This window comes from Alsobacter soli (assembly GCF_003004785.1).
In the GTDB taxonomy this organism is placed as follows: domain Bacteria; phylum Pseudomonadota; class Alphaproteobacteria; order Rhizobiales; family Beijerinckiaceae; genus Alsobacter; species Alsobacter soli.
Genome location: NZ_PVZS01000019.1, coordinates 36,974 through 55,568 on the forward strand (window position 1 = coordinate 36,974; position 18,595 = coordinate 55,568).

An 18,595-nucleotide genomic window follows, 5' to 3' on the forward strand; every position below is an offset into this window, starting at 1 on the left:
CGCCGGCCTGGGGGCGGCCGGATGTTCGCTTGTCTTTAGCCTATATGGGCCTTCGTGGGGACTTTTTCATGGCCCGTACCCCAGGCTGCGCACCATTCCGGGCGTGACTTCGAAAGTCTCGCTTCCGGGTGGAAGCCCTGAAAATGCAGCCGCGTCCGCCCCCGTCATCCAAACCTGGGCGCCCAGGCCCGCCAGGGTCTCGTAGAGCGCCACCCGACGCCTGGGATCGAGGTGGGCCGCGATCTCGTCCAGCAGCACGAGAGGCGTGATGCCCGTCATGGCCGAGACCAGTCGCGCATGCGCGATCACGAGCCCGATCAGGAGCGCCTTCTGCTCGCCCGTGGAGGCGCTGGCCGCCGCGACGTCCTTGGGACCGTGCCGGACCACGAGGTCCGCCGCCTGTGGGCCCACCAGCGTGCGGCCGGCCGCGCGGTCGCGCATGCGCCCCTGCCGGAGCCACTCGCGGTACAGATCTTCGACGTCGAGGGCCGGCAAGCGTCCGAGCTCAACCTCGATTGGCCCCTCCAGGGCCACGTCGGCCCATGGAAACGGGGAGGCCTCGTCGCGTGTGGCCGCGATCAGGGCGGCGAGCCGCTCCACGGTTTCCCGCCGGGCGGCCGACACGGCCACCGCCGTTTCCGCCACCTCGCGCTCGACCGCGTCGAGCCACGCGTGGTCGAGCCGTTCCTCGGCCAGGAGGCGGTTGCGCGAGCGGGTGGCCCGCTCGAGCGCGTTGACGCGCGAGCCGTGCTCGCTGTCGACCGCCAGCACGAGCCGGTCCAGAAAGCGGCGCCGGTCCCCGGCTGCGCCCGAGAACAGGCCGTCGAAGGCGGGAGTCAGCCAGACGAGCCGCAGGTGATCCGCGAACGCGGCCGGCGACGAGGCCGGCGCGCGGTCGATCCGGCAGCGGCGGGCGAAGGAGCCGTCGTCAGCGCGTTCCAGGCCCGTGCCGAGCTGGGAGCTCCCGCCAGGGCCTTCGAGATGGATGGACACCGCGAAGCCGCCCGGCGCGCCGGCGCGCACCATCTCGCCGAGATCGGCCCGGCGCAGCCCGCGTCCTGGCGTGAACAGGGACAGAGCCTCGAGCACGTTGGTCTTGCCGGCGCCGTTTTCGCCCGTGAGCGCGACCAGCTGCCCACGCACCGGAAGATCGAGCGCCGGGTAGGATCGGAAATCCGACAGGACGAGGCGGGTGACGTGCGGGCCGGCAAGCGGCTCAGGAGGCGTGGTCCCGGATGTGACCGCGTCGCCGATCACACGCGCATCGGCATGAGGACGTAGAGGGCGGACGCGCCCTCGCGGTCCTGCACCAGGGTGGGCGAGCCCGGATCAGCCAGCTTGAACAACGCGGTGTCGCTGTCCAGCTGGGCCGTGATGTCGAGCAGGTACTTGGCGTTGAAGCCAATGTCGAGCGCAGTCGCGTCGTAGTCCACCTCGATCTCCTCTGTCGCCGAGCCCGAATCCGGGTTGGTGACGGAGAGCGTCAGGCGACGGTCGGCGATGGAGAGCTTCACGGCCCGGCCACGCTCGGACGAGATCGTCGAAACGCGGTCGACCGCCGCGGCGAACTCCGCCTTGTCGACGATGAGGTCCTTGTCGTTCCCGGCCGGGATCACGCGCTGGTAGTCCGGGAAAGTGCCGTCGATCAGCTTCGACGTGAGCACCACCGGCCCCATGGTGAGGCGTATCTTGGTGGGCGACAACTCCACCTCGACCGCCTCGCCCGCCTCGTCGACGAGCTTGATGATCTCGGCCACGGCCTTTCGAGGCACGATCACGCCCGGCATGCCGGCCGCGCCCTCGGGGCAGGTGGTCTCGACCCGCGCCAGGCGGTGGCCGTCCGTCGCCACCGCGCGCAGCACCGGCTTGCCGGCGGACTCGAGCGTGTGGAGGTAGATGCCGTTGAGGTAGTAGCGCGTCTCCTCCGTGGAGATCGCGAACTGCGTCTTCTCGATCAGCCGCTTCAGTTCGCCCGAGGGTACGCGGAAGCGGTAGGCCATCTCGCCGGCCGCGAGGTCCGGGAAATCCGTCTCGGGCAACGCCTGGAGGGTGAAGCGCGAGCGGCCCGACCGGATGGTGACCTGGCCGGTGTCGCCCGAGGTCTCCAGCGACACCTGGGCGCCGTCCGGCAGCTTGCGGATGATGTCGAACAACACATAGGCCGGCGCCGTGATGGCGCCCGGCTGGCCGACGTCGGCGCCGAGCGTCTCGGTGACCTCGAGGTCCAGGTCGGTCGCCTTGAGGCTGAGCTCGCCGCCATTCGCGCGGATCAGCACGTTGGACAGGATCGGGATCGTGGTGCGCCGCTCCACCACCCGGTGGACGTGACCGAGGGATCTGAAGAGGGCTGCCCGTTCGACTGTGACCTTCATGGTCCAACCTGCGCTTGCTGTTCGAGATCAAGCCCCGGCCGGTACCCCGCCGAGGGGCGAGCACAATGGCGCGCCCCTATGCTCTTCGCAAGCCCGCCCGTGGCGTCTGGACGCCCTGTCCCCGGCCAATTGGCCGTTGGGCGGGCGCTCGACCGGCGTCACTCCTGCAGCATGCGCTTCAGCAGCTCGACGTCTTCCCGCAGGCCGGGATCCGCCTGGACGCAGCCTTCGATCTTGCGCACGGCGTGCAGCACCGTGGTGTGGTCGCGCCCGCCGAACCGGCGGCCGATCTCAGGCAGGGACCGCAGCGTCAGCTGCTTGGAGAGATACATCGCGATCTGCCGCGGCTTCACCACGCCGGCGGAGCGGCGGGACGACAGGATGTCGGCCCGGCTCACGTTGTAATGGGTCGCCACAAGCTTCTGGATGTCCTCGATGCGAACCTTCTTGGGCTCGCGGGAGCGGACCAGGTCGCGGATCGCGGCTTCGGCCGACTCCACGGTCGGCTCGGAGCCGGACAGGGTCGTGTGGGCCAGCAGGCGGTTCACGGCGCCGTCGAGGTCGCGACCATTTGTGGTGATCACGCGGGCCACGTAGCCGATCACCGCCGGGCTCACCTCGAAGCTGGGGTGGTGGACCTTGGCCGCCGCGATGCGGGTCTCGAGGATCTTGACGCGCAACTGCTCGTCAAGCGCGCCCATCTCGACCACGAGTCCGCCGGCCAGGCGCGAGCGCACGCGCTCGTCCAGGCTCTCCAGCTCCGCCGGGGGGCGGTCCGCCGCGATCACGACCTGCCGGCCGGCGTCGATCAGGGCGTTGATGGTGTGGCAGAACTCCTGCTGGATGGACTTGCCCTGGAGGAACTGCACGTCGTCGATGACGAGCAGGTCGATGCCGCGCAGGCGCTCCTTGAAGGCGATCGCGGTCTGGGCCTTCAGGGCCGCCACGAAGCCGTACATGAACCGGTCCGCGGTGAGATAGATGACCCGCTTTCCGGCCGCGATGACCTCATGGGCGATCGCTTGAAGCAGGTGCGTCTTGCCCAGGCCGACCGCCGAGTGAACGTAGAGCGGGTTGTACAGCGGAGCCGCGCCCGGCTCGATGCGGGACACGCGCTCGCCGGCGGCGTGCGCCAGGGCGTTTGAGCGGCCAACCAGGAAGCTCGAGAAGGTCAGGCGGCGGTCCAGGGGCGAGCCTTGCAGGCCGTCCGCGTCCGCCACCGCCGGCTGCAGCCGCTCGGCCGGGGTCTGGGTGGACGCGCCGGCGGGGCGATCATAAGAGGCCCGCGCGGTCGTGGGCTGCTGCGCCTTGACGGCGGAAACGCCTGCGGCGTTCTCGTTCAAGGGCGCCGGGCGCGCCGCCGGCCGCTGGGCGCTGCGCACGAACAGGTTGATCTGCGCGACGCCCTCGCACTCCGTCGTCACCAGCGTGCGCACCCGATCGAGGTAGTGTGCCTGGATCCAGCTCTTCAGGAACCGGGTGGGCACGGAAAGCTGCGCGACCCCATCCACGATCTCGACCAGGTCGAGGCGTCCGAACCAGCTCGAGAAAACGTCCTCGCCCAGCTCCGCCCGGAGGCGGCGGCGCACGCGATCCCAGGCCTCTTCGCGATCCACCTTCAGGGTCTCCATGCTGGTCACGGTCTCGAAAGTCGTTTCGCGCTCGACTGAATGGAACATCTTGATCTCGCAAATCACCGCTCGCCGGCGCGCGGTGCGCGCAGCGTTGCGGTCATCGTCTGTGGTTTTGAATGAGTGAGGCGTTCGCCTCTCGTCGGGCCGGTTCAGGCGCCGATCATGCAGTTCCCGGTGAACTCGTCACGCCGATGGTCGCGCCGAATATGAATTCGGTCAGCCTTGCCTGCATGTCCATGATGCCCCCTCGTTCGGCTAAGCAAATTTCCGAACATTGATGCCCGCCCGCATTTCGTTCGAAGGACTCGTCCAGGCTAAATCAGCCTGCTGCCCCGTTTTCGCTGTTAAGTGACGAACTCTGAACGCAACTCCCTACGCCGTTACAACTAACGCTAAGACAAAAAGATCCCCTTGGCCCGGAAGCAGGCCTGTAGCCTTTACTGTCGTCCTCGGAGATGGCCGGGAGCTCGTCCCGACGTGAAAAGACCTTACACAGGCGATTTTGGGGGTGCAACACGCCAGCCTCTGACTCCTCCGCGCCCGGACGTCCCGCTGCCCCCACAGCCGACTGCAACCTCGGTTGAGCCTGGGGCAAAACCTTGACTCAGTTCACCTTTCCTTAAGGGGCCGGGACAACGTGGCGAAACGGCGCCCGGCGCAGCTTTTTTTTAAACCCTCGTGACGCTCGCCTGCTGACTCCCCAGATTCCGCGGCCCTTGCCCCCTTTGGGGGATAAGTAACGGAAAAAGCAGGAATTTTTCTGCGCAGTCCAAGACCCTTCCACAGCTTGGCCGCGGCCATTGAACTGGCATGCCTGTCAAGATGAAAAGTGGCGAAGGCTTGGCCTTGAATGCGCTCATGCAACCAGTGATGCGCTGCTGCAACGCTGGTTGTATGTACCTCTTGGCAACAAAAAAGCCCGGCCAAAGGCCGGGCTTTTTAAAGCGTGGAAGGCGCCGGATCAGGCGCTGATCGAGGCGATCGCGTGAGCCAGACGCGACACCTTCCGGGAGGCGGTGTTGCGGTGGATGATGCCCTTCTGCGCGGCGCGGACGAGCACCGGCTCGGCGGCCTTGAAGGCCTCGGCGGCGGCCGTCTTGTCGCCGGCCTTGATGGCCTCCTCGACCTTCTTCACGAAGGTGCGCATCCGCGAACGGCGGCTACGGTTGACCGCAGTGCGACGCTCGATCTTGCGGGCGGCCTTCTTAGCCGAGGGAGTATTGGCCATCAGTTCGTCCTCATCGCGCGCCGACCGATCAGTGTCGGGTCGCAGGCCGCGCCGTGTTCCTTGAAAAATTGGGAGAAGGCCCGTCGGACGCGCCGGCCGGCTTTCGTGTGACCGGGCTTCTACACGCAGACCGGATGATCGTCAACGCTCTTCAGTGCGTTGACGCCAGCCTGGCCACAGCATGGCGCAAGGGATTGGCGGGGTCGGCCAGGAGGCGCGCCGCCACCGCCAGGCAGACCAGGATGAGCAGCGGGCGGATCACGCGCGCGCCGTGCCGAAGGGCGAGCCGCGACCCGACCTGCGCCCCCGTGAAGGAGCCTGCGGCCATGACGAGGCCGACGGGCCACACAACAAGGCCGGAGGCGATGAAGAGCGCCAGCGACGCGGCGTTGCTGCTCAAGTTCAGCAGCTTGGTGTTGCCGGTCGCGCGGACGAGCCCGAGCCCGAGCAGCGTCACCATGCCGACCATATAGAAGGAGCCGGCGCCCGGCCCGAAGAAGCCGTCATAGAAGCCCACCAGCGGCGCGACCGTCAGCCCGAACACCATCGGCGAGACACGCCGTCGCGCATCTTCGTTCCGGATCTTCGGGGATGCGCCGAAATAGACGGCGATGCCCAGCAGCAGAATCGGAATCGCGCCCGCCAGGACGTCCCCGGGCAGGTGGCGGACGGTCAGGGCCCCGACCAGGCCCCCGATCGCGGCCATGCCGGCCAGCGGCAGGCTCTCCCGCCATGTGATCTGGCCGGCCCTCGCGAAAGCCAGGGTGGCCGAAATGCCGCCCGACAGGCCTTGGATCTTGTTGGTCGCCACGGCGCTGACCGGGTCGAACCCGGCGAGCAGCAGGGCGGGCACTGTCAGCAAGCCCCCGCCGCCCGCGATGGAATCGACGAAGCCGGCCGTGAGGGCGACCAGCCCGAGCAGGCCGAGCGTGACGAGGTCGAGTTCCATGGGGGACCTTGGCGCAGCGCTGCTGCGCATTGCGCCGACCGGCGGCGAGGCCGCCCGTCGGGGAGGAGCGGGGAATCGGGCGGCGTCAGCCGTGGGAAAAGTCGGGCTTCCGCTTCTCCACGAAGGCCGTCATGCCTTCCTTCTGGTCCCTGGTGGCGAACATCGCGTGGAACACGCGCCGCTCGAAACGGATGCCTTCCGCCAGGGTGGTTTCATAGGCCCGGTTGACGCTTTCCTTGGTCATCATCGCGATGGGCAGCGACATGCCGGCGATCTGGGCGGCGACCTTCATGGCCTCGTCCACGAGTTCGGCCGCAGGCACGACGCGCGAGACGAGGCCGGCGCGCTCCGCCTCTGAGGCGTCCATCATGCGGCCGGTCAGGCACATTTCCATGGCTTTGGCCTTACCGACGAAGCGGGTCAGGCGCTGGGTGCCGCCCGCGCCGGGCATGACGCCGAGCTTGATCTCGGGCTGGCCGAACTTGGCCGTGTCGGCGGCCAGGATGAAGTCGCACATCATGGCGAGTTCGCAACCGCCGCCGAGCGCGAAGCCCGCCACCGCCGCGACGATCGGCTTGCGCTTGTGCCCGATGCGGTCCCACGAGGTGATGAAGTCGTCGAGGTAGGTGTCCGGGAAGGAGAGCGACTGCATCTCCTTGATGTCCGCGCCCGCCGCAAAGGCCTTCTCGGAGCCGGTGAGCACCACGCAGCCGATGCCGGCGTCCTTGTCGAAGCCGTCCAGGGCCCGGTCAAGCTCGCCGATGAGCGTGGAGTTGAGCGCGTTCAGGGCCTGGGGCCGGTTGAGCCGCACGAGGCCGACCCGGCCATGGGTTTCGACGATGATGGTCTCGTAGGACATGGACGCCTCCCGCATGCTGGATGCGCTCCAGTCGCTAAACGAGGCGGGGCGCGACCGCAACACACAGCGTTGCGCGGCCGGAATGCGCGAGCCCGCACCGCATCAGCGCTGGCAGGAGGCGCAGAAGAACGTCGAGCGCCCGGACTGCACGATGCGCTGAACGACCCCGCGGCAGCCGGGGGTCGGGCAAGGGGCGCCCTCCCGGTCATAGACTCTGAAGGTGTGCTGGAAATAGCCGAGCGAGCCGTCCGTATGGGCGTAGTCGCGAAGGGTCGAACCGCCCGCCGCGACCGCCTCCTCCAGAACATCGCGGATCACGCCCGCGAGCCGCTCGGACTTTTGCGTCGGCCCGCCCGCCTTGCTGGCGATGGTCCCGGCCTCGCGCCGCGGCGACAGCCGCGCCCGGTGCAGGGCCTCGCAGACATAGATGTTGCCCAGCCCCGCCACGAGACGCTGGTCCAGCAGGGCGGCCTTTAGCGGAGCGCTCTTGCCCGCGAACAGGGCCGCGAGGGAGGCCCCGTTCAGCTCGTTGCCGAGCGGCTCGATGCCCATGGCCCGGAAGAGCGGGTGCTCGTTCAGCTCCGCCCGGGCGATCAGAGTCATGAAGCCGAAGCGGCGCGCGTCGTTATAGGTGATGACCGCCCCATTCGCGAGCCGCAGCACCACGTGGTCGTGTGCGGCCACCCCGCCGGCCTCGTGGTGAAACTCGCCCAGCGGGGAGGCGCCCGCCTCCGGCATGGCCACCGTGAAGCGTCCCGTCATGCCGAGATGCATGACGAGGACATCCCCGCCGGAGAGGTCGGCCAGCAGGTACTTCGCCCGCCGGCCAAGCGCCTCGACCTTGCGGCCGGTGAGCCGTTCGGCGAAGCGCTCGGGGAAGGGAAACCGCAGGTCCGGTCGCCGCTGCTCCACCCCCACGATGGTCTGCCCCACCATGGCCGGCTCCAGGCCGCGGCGGACCGTTTCGACTTCGGGCAATTCAGGCATGCGGGACCTACGAGGGACGGATGCGACGCCACATAGCGCGGCGCGCGCGCAGGCGCTATGGTCCGCGCCGCCAACACAGGATCCGATCATGCAAGCGGGCAGGACCAGCAGGGGCGACGAGGCGGCCGAAACCCATTTCGGCTACTCGACCGTTCGCCTCGGCGAGAAGCAGTCGATGGTGGACGAGGTGTTCCACAAGGTCGCCAACCGGTACGACCTGATGAACGACCTCATGTCCGCCGGCCTGCACCGGGCCTGGAAGGACGCCCTGATCTCCACCCTGCGGCCCCCGCCCACCAAGCCCTACCGGCACCTCGACGTGGCCGGCGGCACCGGCGACATCGCCTTCCGGGTGCTCGACGCCTCCGGGTCGCAGGCGCACGTGACCGTGCTGGACATCAACGCCGACATGCTGGCGGTCGGCCGCGACCGCGCCCCGGCCCGCTTCGAGGGCCGCATCGACTTCGTGGAGGGCAACGCCGAGAGCCTGCCCTACCCGGACAAGAGCTTCGACGCCTATACGATCGCGTTCGGCATCCGCAACGTGCCCCGGATCGAGCTCGCGCTCGCGGAGGCGTACCGGGTCCTCAAGCGCGGCGGCCGCTTCCTGTGCCTGGAGTTCTCGCACGTGGACGTCCCCGTGCTGGACGCGATCTATGACGCCTATTCGTTCACGGCCGTCCCGGCGCTCGGCAAGGTGGTCACGGGCGACGGCGAGCCCTACCGGTACCTCGTCGAGTCCATCCGCAAGTTCCCGCGGCCTGGCGCGTTCTCGGCCATGATCCGGGAGGCCGGCTTCGGGCGGGTGACGGACCGGCCGATGAGCGGCGGCATCGTGCGCCTGCATTCCGCCTGGAAGCTGTGAGCCCCGCGTGCTGACCTCCATCGTCCAACTGGCCCGGCTTGCGCGGGTCGGCTTCGTGCTGGCGCGCGAGGGTGCGTTCGCGCTCGTCGACCCCTCCGAACTCCCGGCGGGCGCCAAGCCCCTGCTCTGGGTCGTGCGCCTCATCGAGCGTCGCGGCGCCGGCGATGGCGCACAGCGCCTGGCCGCCGCGCTGACCCGGCTGGGGCCGTCCTACGTCAAGTTCGGCCAGTTCCTGGCCACCCGGCCGGACGTCGTGGGCGTCCGCGTCGCCCGCGACCTCGAGGCCCTGCAGGACCGCATGCCCGCCTTCGGTCGCGCCGAGGCCGCCGCAGTCGTCGAGGCCTCCTTCGGGCTGCCGCTCGACCGCGTGTTCACGAGCTTCAGCGAGCCGGTCGCCGCCGCGTCCATCGCCCAGGTGCACCGCGCGACGGTGCGCGGCCCGGATGGCGATCGCGAGATGGCCGTGAAGGTGCTGCGGCCCGGCGTCCGCGCCCGGTTCCGCAAGGACCTGAAGGCGATGGCCTTCGCGGCCCGCATGATCGAGAACTGGCTTCCGGAAACCAAGCGGCTAAAGCCGATCGGCGTCGTGGAGACGCTGGCGCGCTCCGTTTCCATGGAGATGGACCTGCGCCTGGAGGCCGCCGCCCTCTCCGAGATGGCCGAGAACACCCGCGAGGATGTCGATTTCCGCACGCCCGTTCCCGATTGGGAGCGCACGGCTCGCGACGTGCTCACCATGGAGTGGATCGACGGCCTGCCCCTGAACGCGCTGCCCGCGATCGAGGAAGCCGGCTATGACCGGGTCGCGCTCGCCCGCAGCGTGATCCAGTCCTTCCTCCGGCACGCCCTCCGGGACGGCTTCTTCCATGCCGACATGCACCCCGGAAACCTGTTCGTCGACACGACGGGCCGGCTCTGCGCGGTCGACTTCGGCATCATGGGGCGCCTCGGGCTCAAGGAGCGGCGGTTCCTGGCGGAGATCCTGCTGGGCTTCATCACCCGCAATTACCGCCGGGTCGCTGAGGTGCATTTCGAGGCCGGCTACGTGCCGCCGCGCCATTCGGTGGACGACTTCGCCCAGGCGATCCGGGCCATCGGGGAGCCCATCCACGACCGCACCGCCGACCAGATCTCCATGGCGAAGCTGCTGACGCTGCTGTTCGAGATCACCGGCATCTTCGACATGACCACCCGCACCGAGCTCGTCATGCTCCAGAAGACCATGGTCGTGGTCGAGGGCGTCGCCCGCAACCTCGACCCGCGGCTCGACATGTGGCGCACCTCCGAGCCCGTCGTCCGCGAGTGGATCGAGCGCAACCTGGGCCCGATCGGCCGCCTGGAGCAGGCCGGCCGCGGCGCGCTCGATTACGCCAACCTCTTCGGCCATCTCCCGTCCCTGGTGAACCGCGCCGAACGCCTGGTGATCGACCTGGAGGAGTCGGCCGTGAACGGCTTCCGGCTCGCCCCGGAGAGCCTGGCCGGCATCGGCCGGGCCGAGGCGGAGCGCAACCGCTGGTCCACGGTGGCGCTGTGGATCATCGCCATCTGCGTGTTCGCCGCGACGATGCGCATCCTGTCGTGGTAGAAAGCGCGCGAACCCGGAGCCCGTCATGACGCTCGCCGGCAAACGCATTCTCCTGATCATCGGCGGCGGCGTCGCGGCCTACCGCTCGCTCGAGCTTGTCCGCGCCTTCCGCAAGCGCGGCGCGTCCGTGCGCTGCATCCTGACGAAGGCGGCCGAGCAGTTCGTCACGCCGCTCGCGGCCGCGAGCCTCTCGGGCGACAAGGCCTATACGGACCTGTTCTCGCTCACCGATGAAGCCGAGATGGGCCACATCGAGCTGTCGCGCGACGCCGACCTGCTGGTCGTGGCGCCCGCCACGGCGGACCTCATGGCCAAGATGGCGAACGGCCTCGCCAACGACCTGGCCTCCACGGCGCTGCTGGCCACCGACAAGCGCGTGCTGATCGCGCCGGCCATGAACGTGCGCATGTGGGAGCACCCGGCCACCAAGCGCAATCTCGCGACCCTGCAGGCCGACGGCGTGGCCGTGGTGGGCCCGGACGAGGGCGAGATGGCCTGCGGTGAGTTCGGCCCGGGTCGCATGGCCCAGCCCGACGCCATCGCGGACGCCGCTGCGGCCATGCTGGGCGAGCATAAGGTCGGTCCGCTGTCCGGAAAGCGGGTGCTGGTGACCTCAGGCCCCACGCACGAGCCCATCGATCCGGTGCGCTACATCGCCAACCGCTCGTCCGGCAAGCAGGGCCACGCCATCGCGCGCGCCGCGGCTGAGCTCGGCGCCGAGGTGACGCTGGTGTCCGGCCCTGTCTCGATCCCGGACCCTCCGGGGGTGACGGTCGTGCGCGTGGAGACCGCCCGGGAGATGCTCGCCGCCGTGGAGGCGCGCATGCCGGTGGACGCCGCCGTGTTCTGCGCCGCGGTGGCCGATTGGCGTGTCGCCCAGGCCGGAGAAGAAAAGCTCAAGAAGGACGGCTCCGGCCCGCCTTCGCTGGGGCTGGTCGAGAACCCGGATATCCTGGCCACGATCGCCAGGCGGAAGGAGGGGCGCCCCATCCTCGTGGTCGGCTTCGCGGCCGAAACCGAGAAGGTGGTCGAGCACGCCAAGGCCAAGCTCGCCCGCAAGGGCTGCGACTGGATCGTGGCGAACGACGTGAGCCACACGGGGGAGCCCGGCTCGGGCGTGATGGGCGGCGACCGCAACACCGTCGCGATCGTCTCCGCGCAGGGCGTCGAGAGCTGGCCGGACATGGACAAGAGCGATGTGGCTCGCAAGCTCGCCGAGCGCATCGCCACGGCGCTGAAGGACAAGCAATGGGTCTGACCCAACCCGCGGAGATTGTCGTGGGCGTCCAGCGCCTGCCCCACGCAGAAGGGCTGCCGCTACCCCGCTACGAGACCCCGCACAGCGCCGGGCTGGATTTGCTCGCCGCAATCGGAGAAAATGAGAAAATCACGTTGAAATCCGGGGAAAGGGCTCTTGTCCCGACGGGACTGATGCTCCACGTCCCTGAGAGCTACGAAGCGCAGGTTCGCCCACGTTCGGGACTGGCTCTGAAGCACGGGGTCACGGTCCTGAACGCGCCGGGAACGGTGGACGCGGATTACCGGGGCGAGGTCGGCGTGGTTCTGATCAACCATGGCGCCGAGCCCTTCGAGATCACGCGTGGGATGCGGATCGCGCAGCTCGTGGTGGCGCCCGTCACGCGGGTTCGGCTGGAGCAGCGCGACGCTCTGGCCGGCACGGCCCGGGGCGCCGGAGGATTTGGTTCGACGGGAGTGTGACGCCCGTCCGCAAAGGTCGCTGGAATGATCCTGCTGTCGAGGCGCAGCCTGCTGGCCATCGCCGCCGTGGTGGACATCGCGCTGCACGCGCGGCCTTCTCCGGTCGCGGCCAAGCACCTGGCCGCGCGGCATAATCTTCCGCCGCGTCACCTCGAGACGATGCTCCAGGCCCTGGTGCGCGCCGGCATCCTCAAGGGCGTCCGCGGCCCCCGCGGCGGCTACGAGATCGCCCGTGAAAGGCGCCGCATCACGGCCGGCGATATCGTCCGCGCCGCCATGGCGTCCACGGGCGAGGATTCCATGCCGCCCATTCCGGAATCCAAGCTCGTGGACGAAGTCGTCGGCCCAACTGTCCAGCGCGCAGCGACCGCATTCCTGCGTGAGCTGGACGCGGTCACCGTCGATGATCTCTGCCGCAAGGCGGACGGCATATACCGCGAGAACATCCTGACCGCCGATTTCACGATATGAATTGTGCAATTTGAAAATTATCGACAGAACGCGTGAAAAGCACTAGCGTGCCGCCATTCGGATCGGAGGACGACCATGGCCAATCCCGCAGCTCTTCAACCCACGTCCGATGTCGGCCAGGCCCCCGGCCGTGGCCGCATCTATGACTCCATCACCCAGACCATCGGCGACACGCCCCTGGTTCGCCTCAGCCGCATCGCCAAGGAGAAGGGCGTCGGCGCGAACCTCCTCGCCAAGCTCGAGTTCTTCAACCCCATCGCGAGCGTGAAGGACCGCATCGGCGTCAACATGATCGACGCGCTCGAGGCCGCCGGCGCGATCCGTCCCGGCTCGACCCTGATCGAGCCCACCTCCGGCAACACCGGCATCGCGCTCGCCTTCACGGCGGCCGCCCGCGGCTACAAGCTCATTCTCGTCATGCCCGAGTCCATGTCGATCGAGCGCCGCAAGATGCTCGCGCTGCTTGGCGCGCAGTTGGAGCTCACGCCGGCCCCCTTGGGCATGAAGGGCGCCATCGCCCGCGCCGAGGAGCTCAAGGCCTCCATTCCGGGCTCGGTGATTCCGCAGCAGTTCTCCAATCCCGCCAACCCCGAGATCCACCGCAAGACGACCGCGGAGGAGATCTGGAACGACACGCACGGCGAGGTCGACTATTTCGTGTCCGGCGTCGGCACGGGCGGCACCATCACGGGCGTCGGCCAGGTCCTCAAGCCCCGCCGCCCCAGCCTCAAGGTCGTCGCGGTGGAGCCGGAAGACTCGCCCGTGCTGTCCGGCGGCCAGCCGGGCCCGCACAAGATCCAGGGCCTGGGCGCCGGCTTCATCCCCGAGGTGCTGGACCGCTCGGTGATCGACGAGGTGATCACCGTCGGCAACCAGACCGCCTTCGACACCGCCCGCCTGGTCGCCCGCGTCGAGGGCATCCCGGTCGGCATCTCGTCGGGCGCAGCCGTCGCGGCGGCGTTGGAGATCGCCGCCCGCCCGGAGGCGAAGGGCAAGAACATCGTGATCATCATCCCTTCCTTCGCCGAGCGCTATCTCTCGACTGCGCTGTTCGAAGGGCTCTGATCGGCCTCTGCGACGCTCGCACGCAAAGGGCGGCCCAGTGGCCGCCCTTTTTCGTCCGGTTGAAGCGCCCAAACCGTCATCCCCGGCCGGAGCCGCGAAGTGGCGGAGTGGAAGGGGATCCAGGGGGTGGCGCCCAACGCCCTGGATCCCCTTCCCGGCGCTTCGCGCCGCCGGGGATGACGCGCAGCCGAGGTTGACGACCGGGTGGCTTCGTCACGCCGCCGCGCTGGCCTTGGCCGCCTGGATGGCCTCCCACACGCGCCGGGGCGTGGCCGGCATGTTCATGTGCTTCACGCCGACCTCCGCCAGGGCGTCGTTGATGGCGTTCATCACCGAGGGCAGGGCGCCGGCGCAGCCGGCCTCGCCGCACCCCTTCGCGCCCAGCGGGTTCGTCTTGGCCGGCGTGGGACGGCTCTCGAACGAGAAGGCCGGCGTGTCGTCCGCGCGCGGCATGGCGTAGTCCATGAAGGAGCCCGTCACGAGCTGACCGTCGGAATCATACTCCGTGAACTCCATGAGGGCCTGCCCGATGCCCTGCATGACGCCGCCATGCAGTTGGCCCTCGACCAGCAAGGGGTTCACCACCGTCCCGAAGTCGTTGACCATCACGTAGCTCACCACCTTGGTGACGCCCGTGTCCGGGTCGATCTCGACCTCGGCGATGTGACAGCCGTTCGGATAGGCCGAGGGCGACAGCCGGTGCACATGGTCCACGTCGAGCGACTTCGGCGCATCCTCCGGCAACCGCAGGCCGCCCTCGCGCAGCTTGGCCGCCAGCTCCATCACGCCGATGCCCCGGTCCGTGCCCGCGATGATGAAGCGGCCGGCCGCGAACTCGATGTCCTCGACCCCGGCCTCCAGGGCGTAGGAGGCGATCACCTTGCCCTTTTCGATCACCTTCTCGGCCGCTTCCGAGATCGCCGCGCCGGACGCCATGATCGACTTGGAGCCGCCCGTGCCGCCGCCGGCGATCAGCTTGTCGCTGTCGCCCTGGATCAGCCGGATCTTGTCGAAGGGCACGCCGAGCTTGGTGGTGAGCACCTGCGCGAACGGCGTCCAGTGTCCCTGTCCGTAGTCGAGCGTTCCGGTGATGATCGTGACGCCGCCGTCCGCGTCGAAGCGGATGCCGCCCATCTCGTTCATCGGTGGCGCCGTCACCTCCAGGTAGCAGCCGATGCCGCGGCCGCGCAGGAGACCCTTTTTCCGGCTCTCGCGCTTGCGCTGGGCGAAGCCCTTCCAGTCGGCAGCCTCCACGGCCCGCTCCAGCAAGGCCGTGAAGTCGCCCGAGTCGTACACCGTGTCAGTGGGCGTCTTGTAGGGCATCTGCGACGGCTTGATCTGGTTGCGCTTGCGCAGGCTCACCGGGTCGATGCCCATCTCCCGCGCCGCTTCGTCGATCAGCCGCTCCATGAAATAATTGCCCTCGGGCCGCCCCGCGCCCCGATAGGCGCTGATCGGCACCGTGTTGGTGAACATGCACCGCGTGTCCACCTGGATCAGCGGCGTCGTGTAGGTGCCGATGCCGTTCTTGTGGATGTTGAGCGTCGACATCAGCGGCGCAACCGGCGACAGGTAGGCGCCCATGTTGCTGTGGCCGCTGATGCGCACGGCCAGGAACTTGCCCTTGGCGTCCAGCGCGAGCTCCGCCGTGACGTTCTGGTCGCGGCCGTGGTGGTCGGACACGAAGCTCTCGGAGCGCTGGTCCGTCCACTTCACCGGCTTGCCGAGCGCCTTGGCGGCATGGAGGAGGCCGATGTACTCCGGGAACACGGAGGCCTTCATGCCGAAGGATCCGCCCACATTGCCGGTGATCACGTGCACCTGCTTGGTGTCGGCCTTCAGCACGCCCGCCAGGCTGTTGCGGAAGCCGAACACGCCCTGGGTGGGGACGTTGAGCACGTAGCGGCCGCCCTCGAAGCGGGCCACGGCCGAGCGGGGCTCCAGCGGGTTCACCACGACGCGGTTGTTGGCGATCTCGAGACGGGTGACGTGGGCCGCCGCCGCAAAGGCGGCGTCCACCTTCTCCGTCTCGCCGAAATGGTAGTCGAGCGCGCAGTTGTCGGGCGCCTCGTCGTAGACGGCGGCCGCCCCGGGCTGGTCCGCCTCCTCGGGCGTCGTCACGGCCGGAAGCGGGTCGATGTCGAGCGCGACGGCCTCGGCCGCGTCCCGCGCCTGGGCGGCGGTCTCCGCCACCACGAAGGCGACGGGGTCGCCCACGAAACGCACCTTGTCCACCGCCAGCGCAGGCCGGGCCGGCATGATCATCGCGGAGCCGTCACGCTGCTTTTGCGGCATGACGCATTTGAGCGTGTCGTAGCCGGCCGCCACGAGATCCGCGCCCGTGTAGGCCGCCACCACGCCGGGCATCTCCAGCGCGGGCGCCACGTCCACCCCGTTGATCACGCCGTGGGCGTAGGGGCTGCGGACGAACACGGCGTAGAGCTGGCCGTCGAAGTTGACGTCGTCCGTGTAGCGGCCTTCGCCGCGCACCAGGATGGGATCCTCGTTGCGCGACACCGGCTGGCCGATGCCGAATTTCATGAGGGACAGGTCGGTTTGGTCCGTCGGCTTGTTCATGACGTGCGCTGGCTCGGAGAAGGGCGGGGATGCCCGGAGTCTAGCGCACGGCCGCGGAAAGGCGAGAGGGCGGCGGGCAAGGCTCCGCCGCGCTCAGGGCATGGACGGACTACTCGGCCGCCTGGCCGGCCGCTTCCGCCTGCTCCTCGGCGGCGGTCTCGGCGGCGTCCACGGTCTTGAGCGCGTCAGGCGCCGGCATGGAGATGATGTTGTAGCCGGAATCCACGTAGTGGATCTCGCCGGTCACGCCCGTCGAGAGGCTCGACAGGAGGTACAGCGCCGAACCGCCGATCTCCTCGATGCTGACCGTCCGCCGCAGCGGCGCGTGCCGCTTCTGGTAGTTGAACATCAGCCGCGCGTCCGTGATGCCGGCCCCCGCCAGCGTCCGCACCGGCCCGGGCGACAGGGCGTTCACCCGGATGCCCTGCGGCCCGAAGTCGTTCGCCAGGTAGCGCACGCTGGCCTCCAGGGCCGCCTTGGCCACGCCCATGACGTTGTAGTTGGGCATGACCCGCGTGGAGCCGCCATAGGTCAGGGTCACGAGGGACCCCCCGTTCGGCATCAGCTCGACCGCGCGCTTCGCCACCTCGGTGAACGAGAAGCAGGAGATCACCATGGTCCGGGAGAAGTTCTCCCGGGTGGTGTCCGCGTAGCGGCCCTTCAGCTCGTACTTGTCGGAAAACCCGATGGCATGGACCACGAAGTCCAGCGTGCCCCAGGCCTCCTTCAGCGCCGCGAAGGTCGCGTCCACCGTGGCGACGTCCTCGACGTCGCAGGGAAGGACCAGCGAGCTGCCCAGGCTGTTGGCCAGCGGCTCCACGCGCTTGCGCAGCGCGTCGCCCTGGTAGGTGAAGGCCAGCTCCGCCCCGTGCTCGGCCAGCGTCTTGGCGATGCCCCACGCGATGGAGTGGTTGTTCGCGACCCCCATGATGAGGCCGCGCTTGCCGGACATGATCGACGACATGCCGAGATCCTTTTCTGGATGAGCCGCGTCAGGCGTCCGGGTGCTTCATCACGATGGTGGCGTTGGTGCCGCCGAACCCGAAGGAGTTCGACAGGACCGTGCCGATCTTCGCGTTGTCGATCCGCTTGCGGACGATATTCATGTCCGCGAACTCGGGATCGAGCTCCTCGATGTTGGCGCTCTCGCAGATGAAGCCGTTGTTCATCATCAGCAGGGAGTAGATCGCCTCCTGCACGCCCGTGGCGCCGAGCGAGTGCCCGGTCAGCGACTTGGTCGCCGAGATCGGCGGGCACTTCTCGCCCGAGCCGAACACCTGCCGGATCGCCTCGATCTCCTTCTGGTCGCCCACGGGCGTCGAGGTGGCGTGCGGGTTGATGTAGTCGATGGGCGTCTTCACGGTGGCGAGCGCCTGCCTCATGCAGCGGATCGCGCCTTCGCCGGAGGGGGCCACCATGTCGTAGCCGTCCGAGGTCGCGCCGTAGCCTGCGATCTCGGCGTAGATCTTGGCCCCGCGCGCCTTGGCGCGCTCGTACTCCTCCAGCACCAGCACGCCGGCGCCGCCCGCGATCACGAAGCCGTCGCGGTTCTTGTCATAGGCGCGCGAGGCGACCGCCGGGCGGTCGTTGTACTTGGTCGACATCGCCCCCATGGCGTCGAACAGCACGGACAGCGTCCAGTCGAGCTCTTCGCAGCCGCCGGCGAACATGACGTCCTGCTTGCCGTACTGGATCATCTCGTAGGCGTTGCCGATGCAGTGGTTCGACGTCGCGCAGGCGGACGAGATGGAATAGTTCACGCCCTTGATCTTGAACCAGGTGGCGAGCGTCGCCGAGGCCGTCGACGACATGGCCTTAGGCACCGCGAACGGGCCGATGCGCTTAGGGCCCTTGTCGCGGGCGATGTCCGCCGCTTCCACGATGGTGCGCGCGGACGGGCCGCCCGACCCCATGATGATGCCGGTGCGCTCGTTGGAGATGTCGCTCTCCTCGAGGCCCGCGTCGCGGATCGCCTGGTCCATGGCGACGTGGTTCCAGGCCGTGCCGGTGGCGTGGAAACGCATCGCGCGGCGATCGACCAGCTCGGCCGGGTCCAGCGACGGCTGCCCGTGCACCTGGCAGCGGAACCCGAGCTCCGCGTACTTCTCGGCCCGGATGACGCCCGACTTCGCCTCGCGCAGCGACGCGAGCACTTCCTGGGTGTTGTTTCCGATCGATGAGACGATGCCCATGCCGGTCACGACGACGCGCTTCATGGTGTCGGCTCCTTCCATGTGGATGGCCCGGGGCTCTCGAGCCTCCGGGCGAATGCAGTTCGTAAGCT

16 protein-coding genes are annotated in these 18,595 nt (G+C 68.8%); 6 read left to right on the plus strand and 10 right to left on the minus strand.

All coding sequences use genetic code 11. The features are described from left to right. Window positions 1-66: 66 nt before the first annotated feature. The 7 genes from recF to mutM all read right to left on the minus strand — a co-directional run bounded on the left by recF (window position 67) and on the right by mutM (window position 8,029). Window positions 67-1,257 (minus strand): DNA replication/repair protein RecF, encoded by a 1,191-nt coding sequence (gene recF, locus SLNSH_RS16530; protein ID WP_245422387.1) that lies wholly within the window; start codon window positions 1,255-1,257, stop codon window positions 67-69. After that, complete coding sequence (dnaN, locus tag SLNSH_RS16535; RefSeq protein WP_106338114.1) at window positions 1,254-2,372, minus strand: DNA polymerase III subunit beta; 1,119 nt, start codon at window positions 2,370-2,372, stop codon at window positions 1,254-1,256. Before dnaN ends, recF begins: the two co-directional genes overlap by 4 nt. 158 nt (window positions 2,373-2,530) lie before the next feature. Then, entirely contained in the window at window positions 2,531-4,003 is a 1,473-nt protein-coding gene (gene dnaA, locus SLNSH_RS16540) for a chromosomal replication initiator protein DnaA (protein WP_106338166.1), read from the minus strand. Window positions 4,004-4,967: 964 nt separating this feature from the next. Next, window positions 4,968-5,234, minus strand: a complete 267-nt coding sequence (gene rpsT, locus SLNSH_RS16545; RefSeq protein WP_106338115.1) for a 30S ribosomal protein S20 — start codon at window positions 5,232-5,234, stop codon at window positions 4,968-4,970. A gap of 151 nt (window positions 5,235-5,385) precedes the next feature. Then, the gene (locus SLNSH_RS16550) at window positions 5,386-6,183 is read right to left on the minus strand and encodes a TSUP family transporter (RefSeq protein ID WP_106338116.1); all 798 of its coding nucleotides are present in this window, start codon (window positions 6,181-6,183) and stop codon (window positions 5,386-5,388) included. Between the two features lie 85 nt (window positions 6,184-6,268). Next, window positions 6,269-7,042, minus strand: a complete 774-nt coding sequence (locus SLNSH_RS16555; RefSeq protein ID WP_106338167.1) for an enoyl-CoA hydratase — start codon at window positions 7,040-7,042, stop codon at window positions 6,269-6,271. Window positions 7,043-7,144: 102 nt separating this feature from the next. Then, window positions 7,145-8,029 carry a bifunctional DNA-formamidopyrimidine glycosylase/DNA-(apurinic or apyrimidinic site) lyase gene (gene mutM / locus SLNSH_RS16560; protein WP_106338117.1) on the minus strand — a complete coding sequence of 295 codons (885 nt, stop codon included), beginning with the start codon at window positions 8,027-8,029 and terminating at the stop codon, window positions 7,145-7,147. An 88-nt stretch (window positions 8,030-8,117) separates the two neighbouring features. Between mutM and ubiE the strand changes: the two genes are divergently transcribed. From ubiE to cysK, 6 genes are all read left to right on the plus strand, one after another. After that, window positions 8,118-8,894, plus strand: a complete 777-nt coding sequence (gene ubiE, locus SLNSH_RS16565) for a bifunctional demethylmenaquinone methyltransferase/2-methoxy-6-polyprenyl-1,4-benzoquinol methylase UbiE (RefSeq protein ID WP_106338118.1) — start codon at window positions 8,118-8,120, stop codon at window positions 8,892-8,894. 7 nt (window positions 8,895-8,901) lie between these two features. Next, complete coding sequence (gene ubiB / locus SLNSH_RS16570; RefSeq protein ID WP_106338119.1) at window positions 8,902-10,479, plus strand: 2-polyprenylphenol 6-hydroxylase; 1,578 nt, start codon at window positions 8,902-8,904, stop codon at window positions 10,477-10,479. A 25-nt stretch (window positions 10,480-10,504) separates the two neighbouring features. Next, entirely contained in the window at window positions 10,505-11,737 is a 1,233-nt protein-coding gene (gene coaBC, locus SLNSH_RS16575; protein WP_106338120.1) for a bifunctional phosphopantothenoylcysteine decarboxylase/phosphopantothenate--cysteine ligase CoaBC, read from the plus strand. Continuing rightward, window positions 11,728-12,198, plus strand: coding sequence for a dUTP diphosphatase (gene dut / locus SLNSH_RS16580; protein WP_106338121.1), 471 nt, complete (start codon window positions 11,728-11,730; stop codon window positions 12,196-12,198). Before coaBC ends, dut begins: the two co-directional genes overlap by 10 nt. A gap of 24 nt (window positions 12,199-12,222) precedes the next feature. Then, the gene (locus SLNSH_RS16585; protein WP_106338122.1) at window positions 12,223-12,669 is read left to right on the plus strand and encodes an RrF2 family transcriptional regulator; all 447 of its coding nucleotides are present in this window, start codon (window positions 12,223-12,225) and stop codon (window positions 12,667-12,669) included. 75 nt (window positions 12,670-12,744) lie between these two features. Further along, window positions 12,745-13,734: a cysteine synthase A gene (cysK, locus tag SLNSH_RS16590; RefSeq protein ID WP_106338123.1), complete on the plus strand. Its 990-nt coding sequence runs from the start codon at window positions 12,745-12,747 to the stop codon at window positions 13,732-13,734. Window positions 13,735-13,947: 213 nt separating this feature from the next. Here cysK and SLNSH_RS16595 read toward each other — a convergent pair whose 3' ends face one another. The 3 genes from SLNSH_RS16595 to fabB form a co-directional block, all read right to left on the minus strand. Continuing rightward, window positions 13,948-16,311 carry a xanthine dehydrogenase family protein molybdopterin-binding subunit gene (locus SLNSH_RS16595; protein ID WP_106338124.1) on the minus strand — a complete coding sequence of 788 codons (2,364 nt, stop codon included), beginning with the start codon at window positions 16,309-16,311 and terminating at the stop codon, window positions 13,948-13,950. A 109-nt stretch (window positions 16,312-16,420) separates the two neighbouring features. Next, window positions 16,421-17,275 (minus strand): enoyl-ACP reductase FabI, encoded by an 855-nt coding sequence (gene fabI / locus SLNSH_RS16600; protein WP_106338125.1) that lies wholly within the window; start codon window positions 17,273-17,275, stop codon window positions 16,421-16,423. A 28-nt stretch (window positions 17,276-17,303) separates the two neighbouring features. Next, window positions 17,304-18,527 carry a beta-ketoacyl-ACP synthase I gene (fabB, locus tag SLNSH_RS16605; RefSeq protein WP_106338168.1) on the minus strand — a complete coding sequence of 408 codons (1,224 nt, stop codon included), beginning with the start codon at window positions 18,525-18,527 and terminating at the stop codon, window positions 17,304-17,306. Window positions 18,528-18,595 lie beyond the last annotated feature (68 nt).

What these genes read in the sequence shown, in the direction of transcription:
- dnaN (WP_106338114.1), bottom strand. Translation starts at nt 2,372, where the DNA reads ATGAAGGTCACAGTCGAACGGGCAGCCCTCTTCAGATCCCTCGGTCAC.
- dnaA (WP_106338166.1), bottom strand. Translation starts at nt 4,003, where the DNA reads ATGGAGACCCTGAAGGTGGATCGCGAAGAGGCCTGGGATCGCGTGCGC.
- rpsT (WP_106338115.1), bottom strand. Translation starts at nt 5,234, where the DNA reads ATGGCCAATACTCCCTCGGCTAAGAAGGCCGCCCGCAAGATCGAGCGT.
- SLNSH_RS16550 (WP_106338116.1), bottom strand. Translation starts at nt 6,183, where the DNA reads ATGGAACTCGACCTCGTCACGCTCGGCCTGCTCGGGCTGGTCGCCCTC.
- SLNSH_RS16555 (WP_106338167.1), bottom strand. Translation starts at nt 7,042, where the DNA reads ATGTCCTACGAGACCATCATCGTCGAAACCCATGGCCGGGTCGGCCTC.
- mutM (WP_106338117.1), bottom strand. Translation starts at nt 8,029, where the DNA reads ATGCCTGAATTGCCCGAAGTCGAAACGGTCCGCCGCGGCCTGGAGCCG.
- ubiE (WP_106338118.1), top strand. Translation starts at nt 8,118, where the DNA reads ATGCAAGCGGGCAGGACCAGCAGGGGCGACGAGGCGGCCGAAACCCAT.
- coaBC (WP_106338120.1), top strand. Translation starts at nt 10,505, where the DNA reads ATGACGCTCGCCGGCAAACGCATTCTCCTGATCATCGGCGGCGGCGTC.
- dut (WP_106338121.1), top strand. Translation starts at nt 11,728, where the DNA reads ATGGGTCTGACCCAACCCGCGGAGATTGTCGTGGGCGTCCAGCGCCTG.
- SLNSH_RS16585 (WP_106338122.1), top strand. Translation starts at nt 12,223, where the DNA reads ATGATCCTGCTGTCGAGGCGCAGCCTGCTGGCCATCGCCGCCGTGGTG.
- cysK (WP_106338123.1), top strand. Translation starts at nt 12,745, where the DNA reads ATGGCCAATCCCGCAGCTCTTCAACCCACGTCCGATGTCGGCCAGGCC.
- SLNSH_RS16595 (WP_106338124.1), bottom strand. Translation starts at nt 16,311, where the DNA reads ATGAACAAGCCGACGGACCAAACCGACCTGTCCCTCATGAAATTCGGC.
- fabI (WP_106338125.1), bottom strand. Translation starts at nt 17,275, where the DNA reads ATGTCGTCGATCATGTCCGGCAAGCGCGGCCTCATCATGGGGGTCGCG.
- fabB (WP_106338168.1), bottom strand. Translation starts at nt 18,527, where the DNA reads ATGAAGCGCGTCGTCGTGACCGGCATGGGCATCGTCTCATCGATCGGA.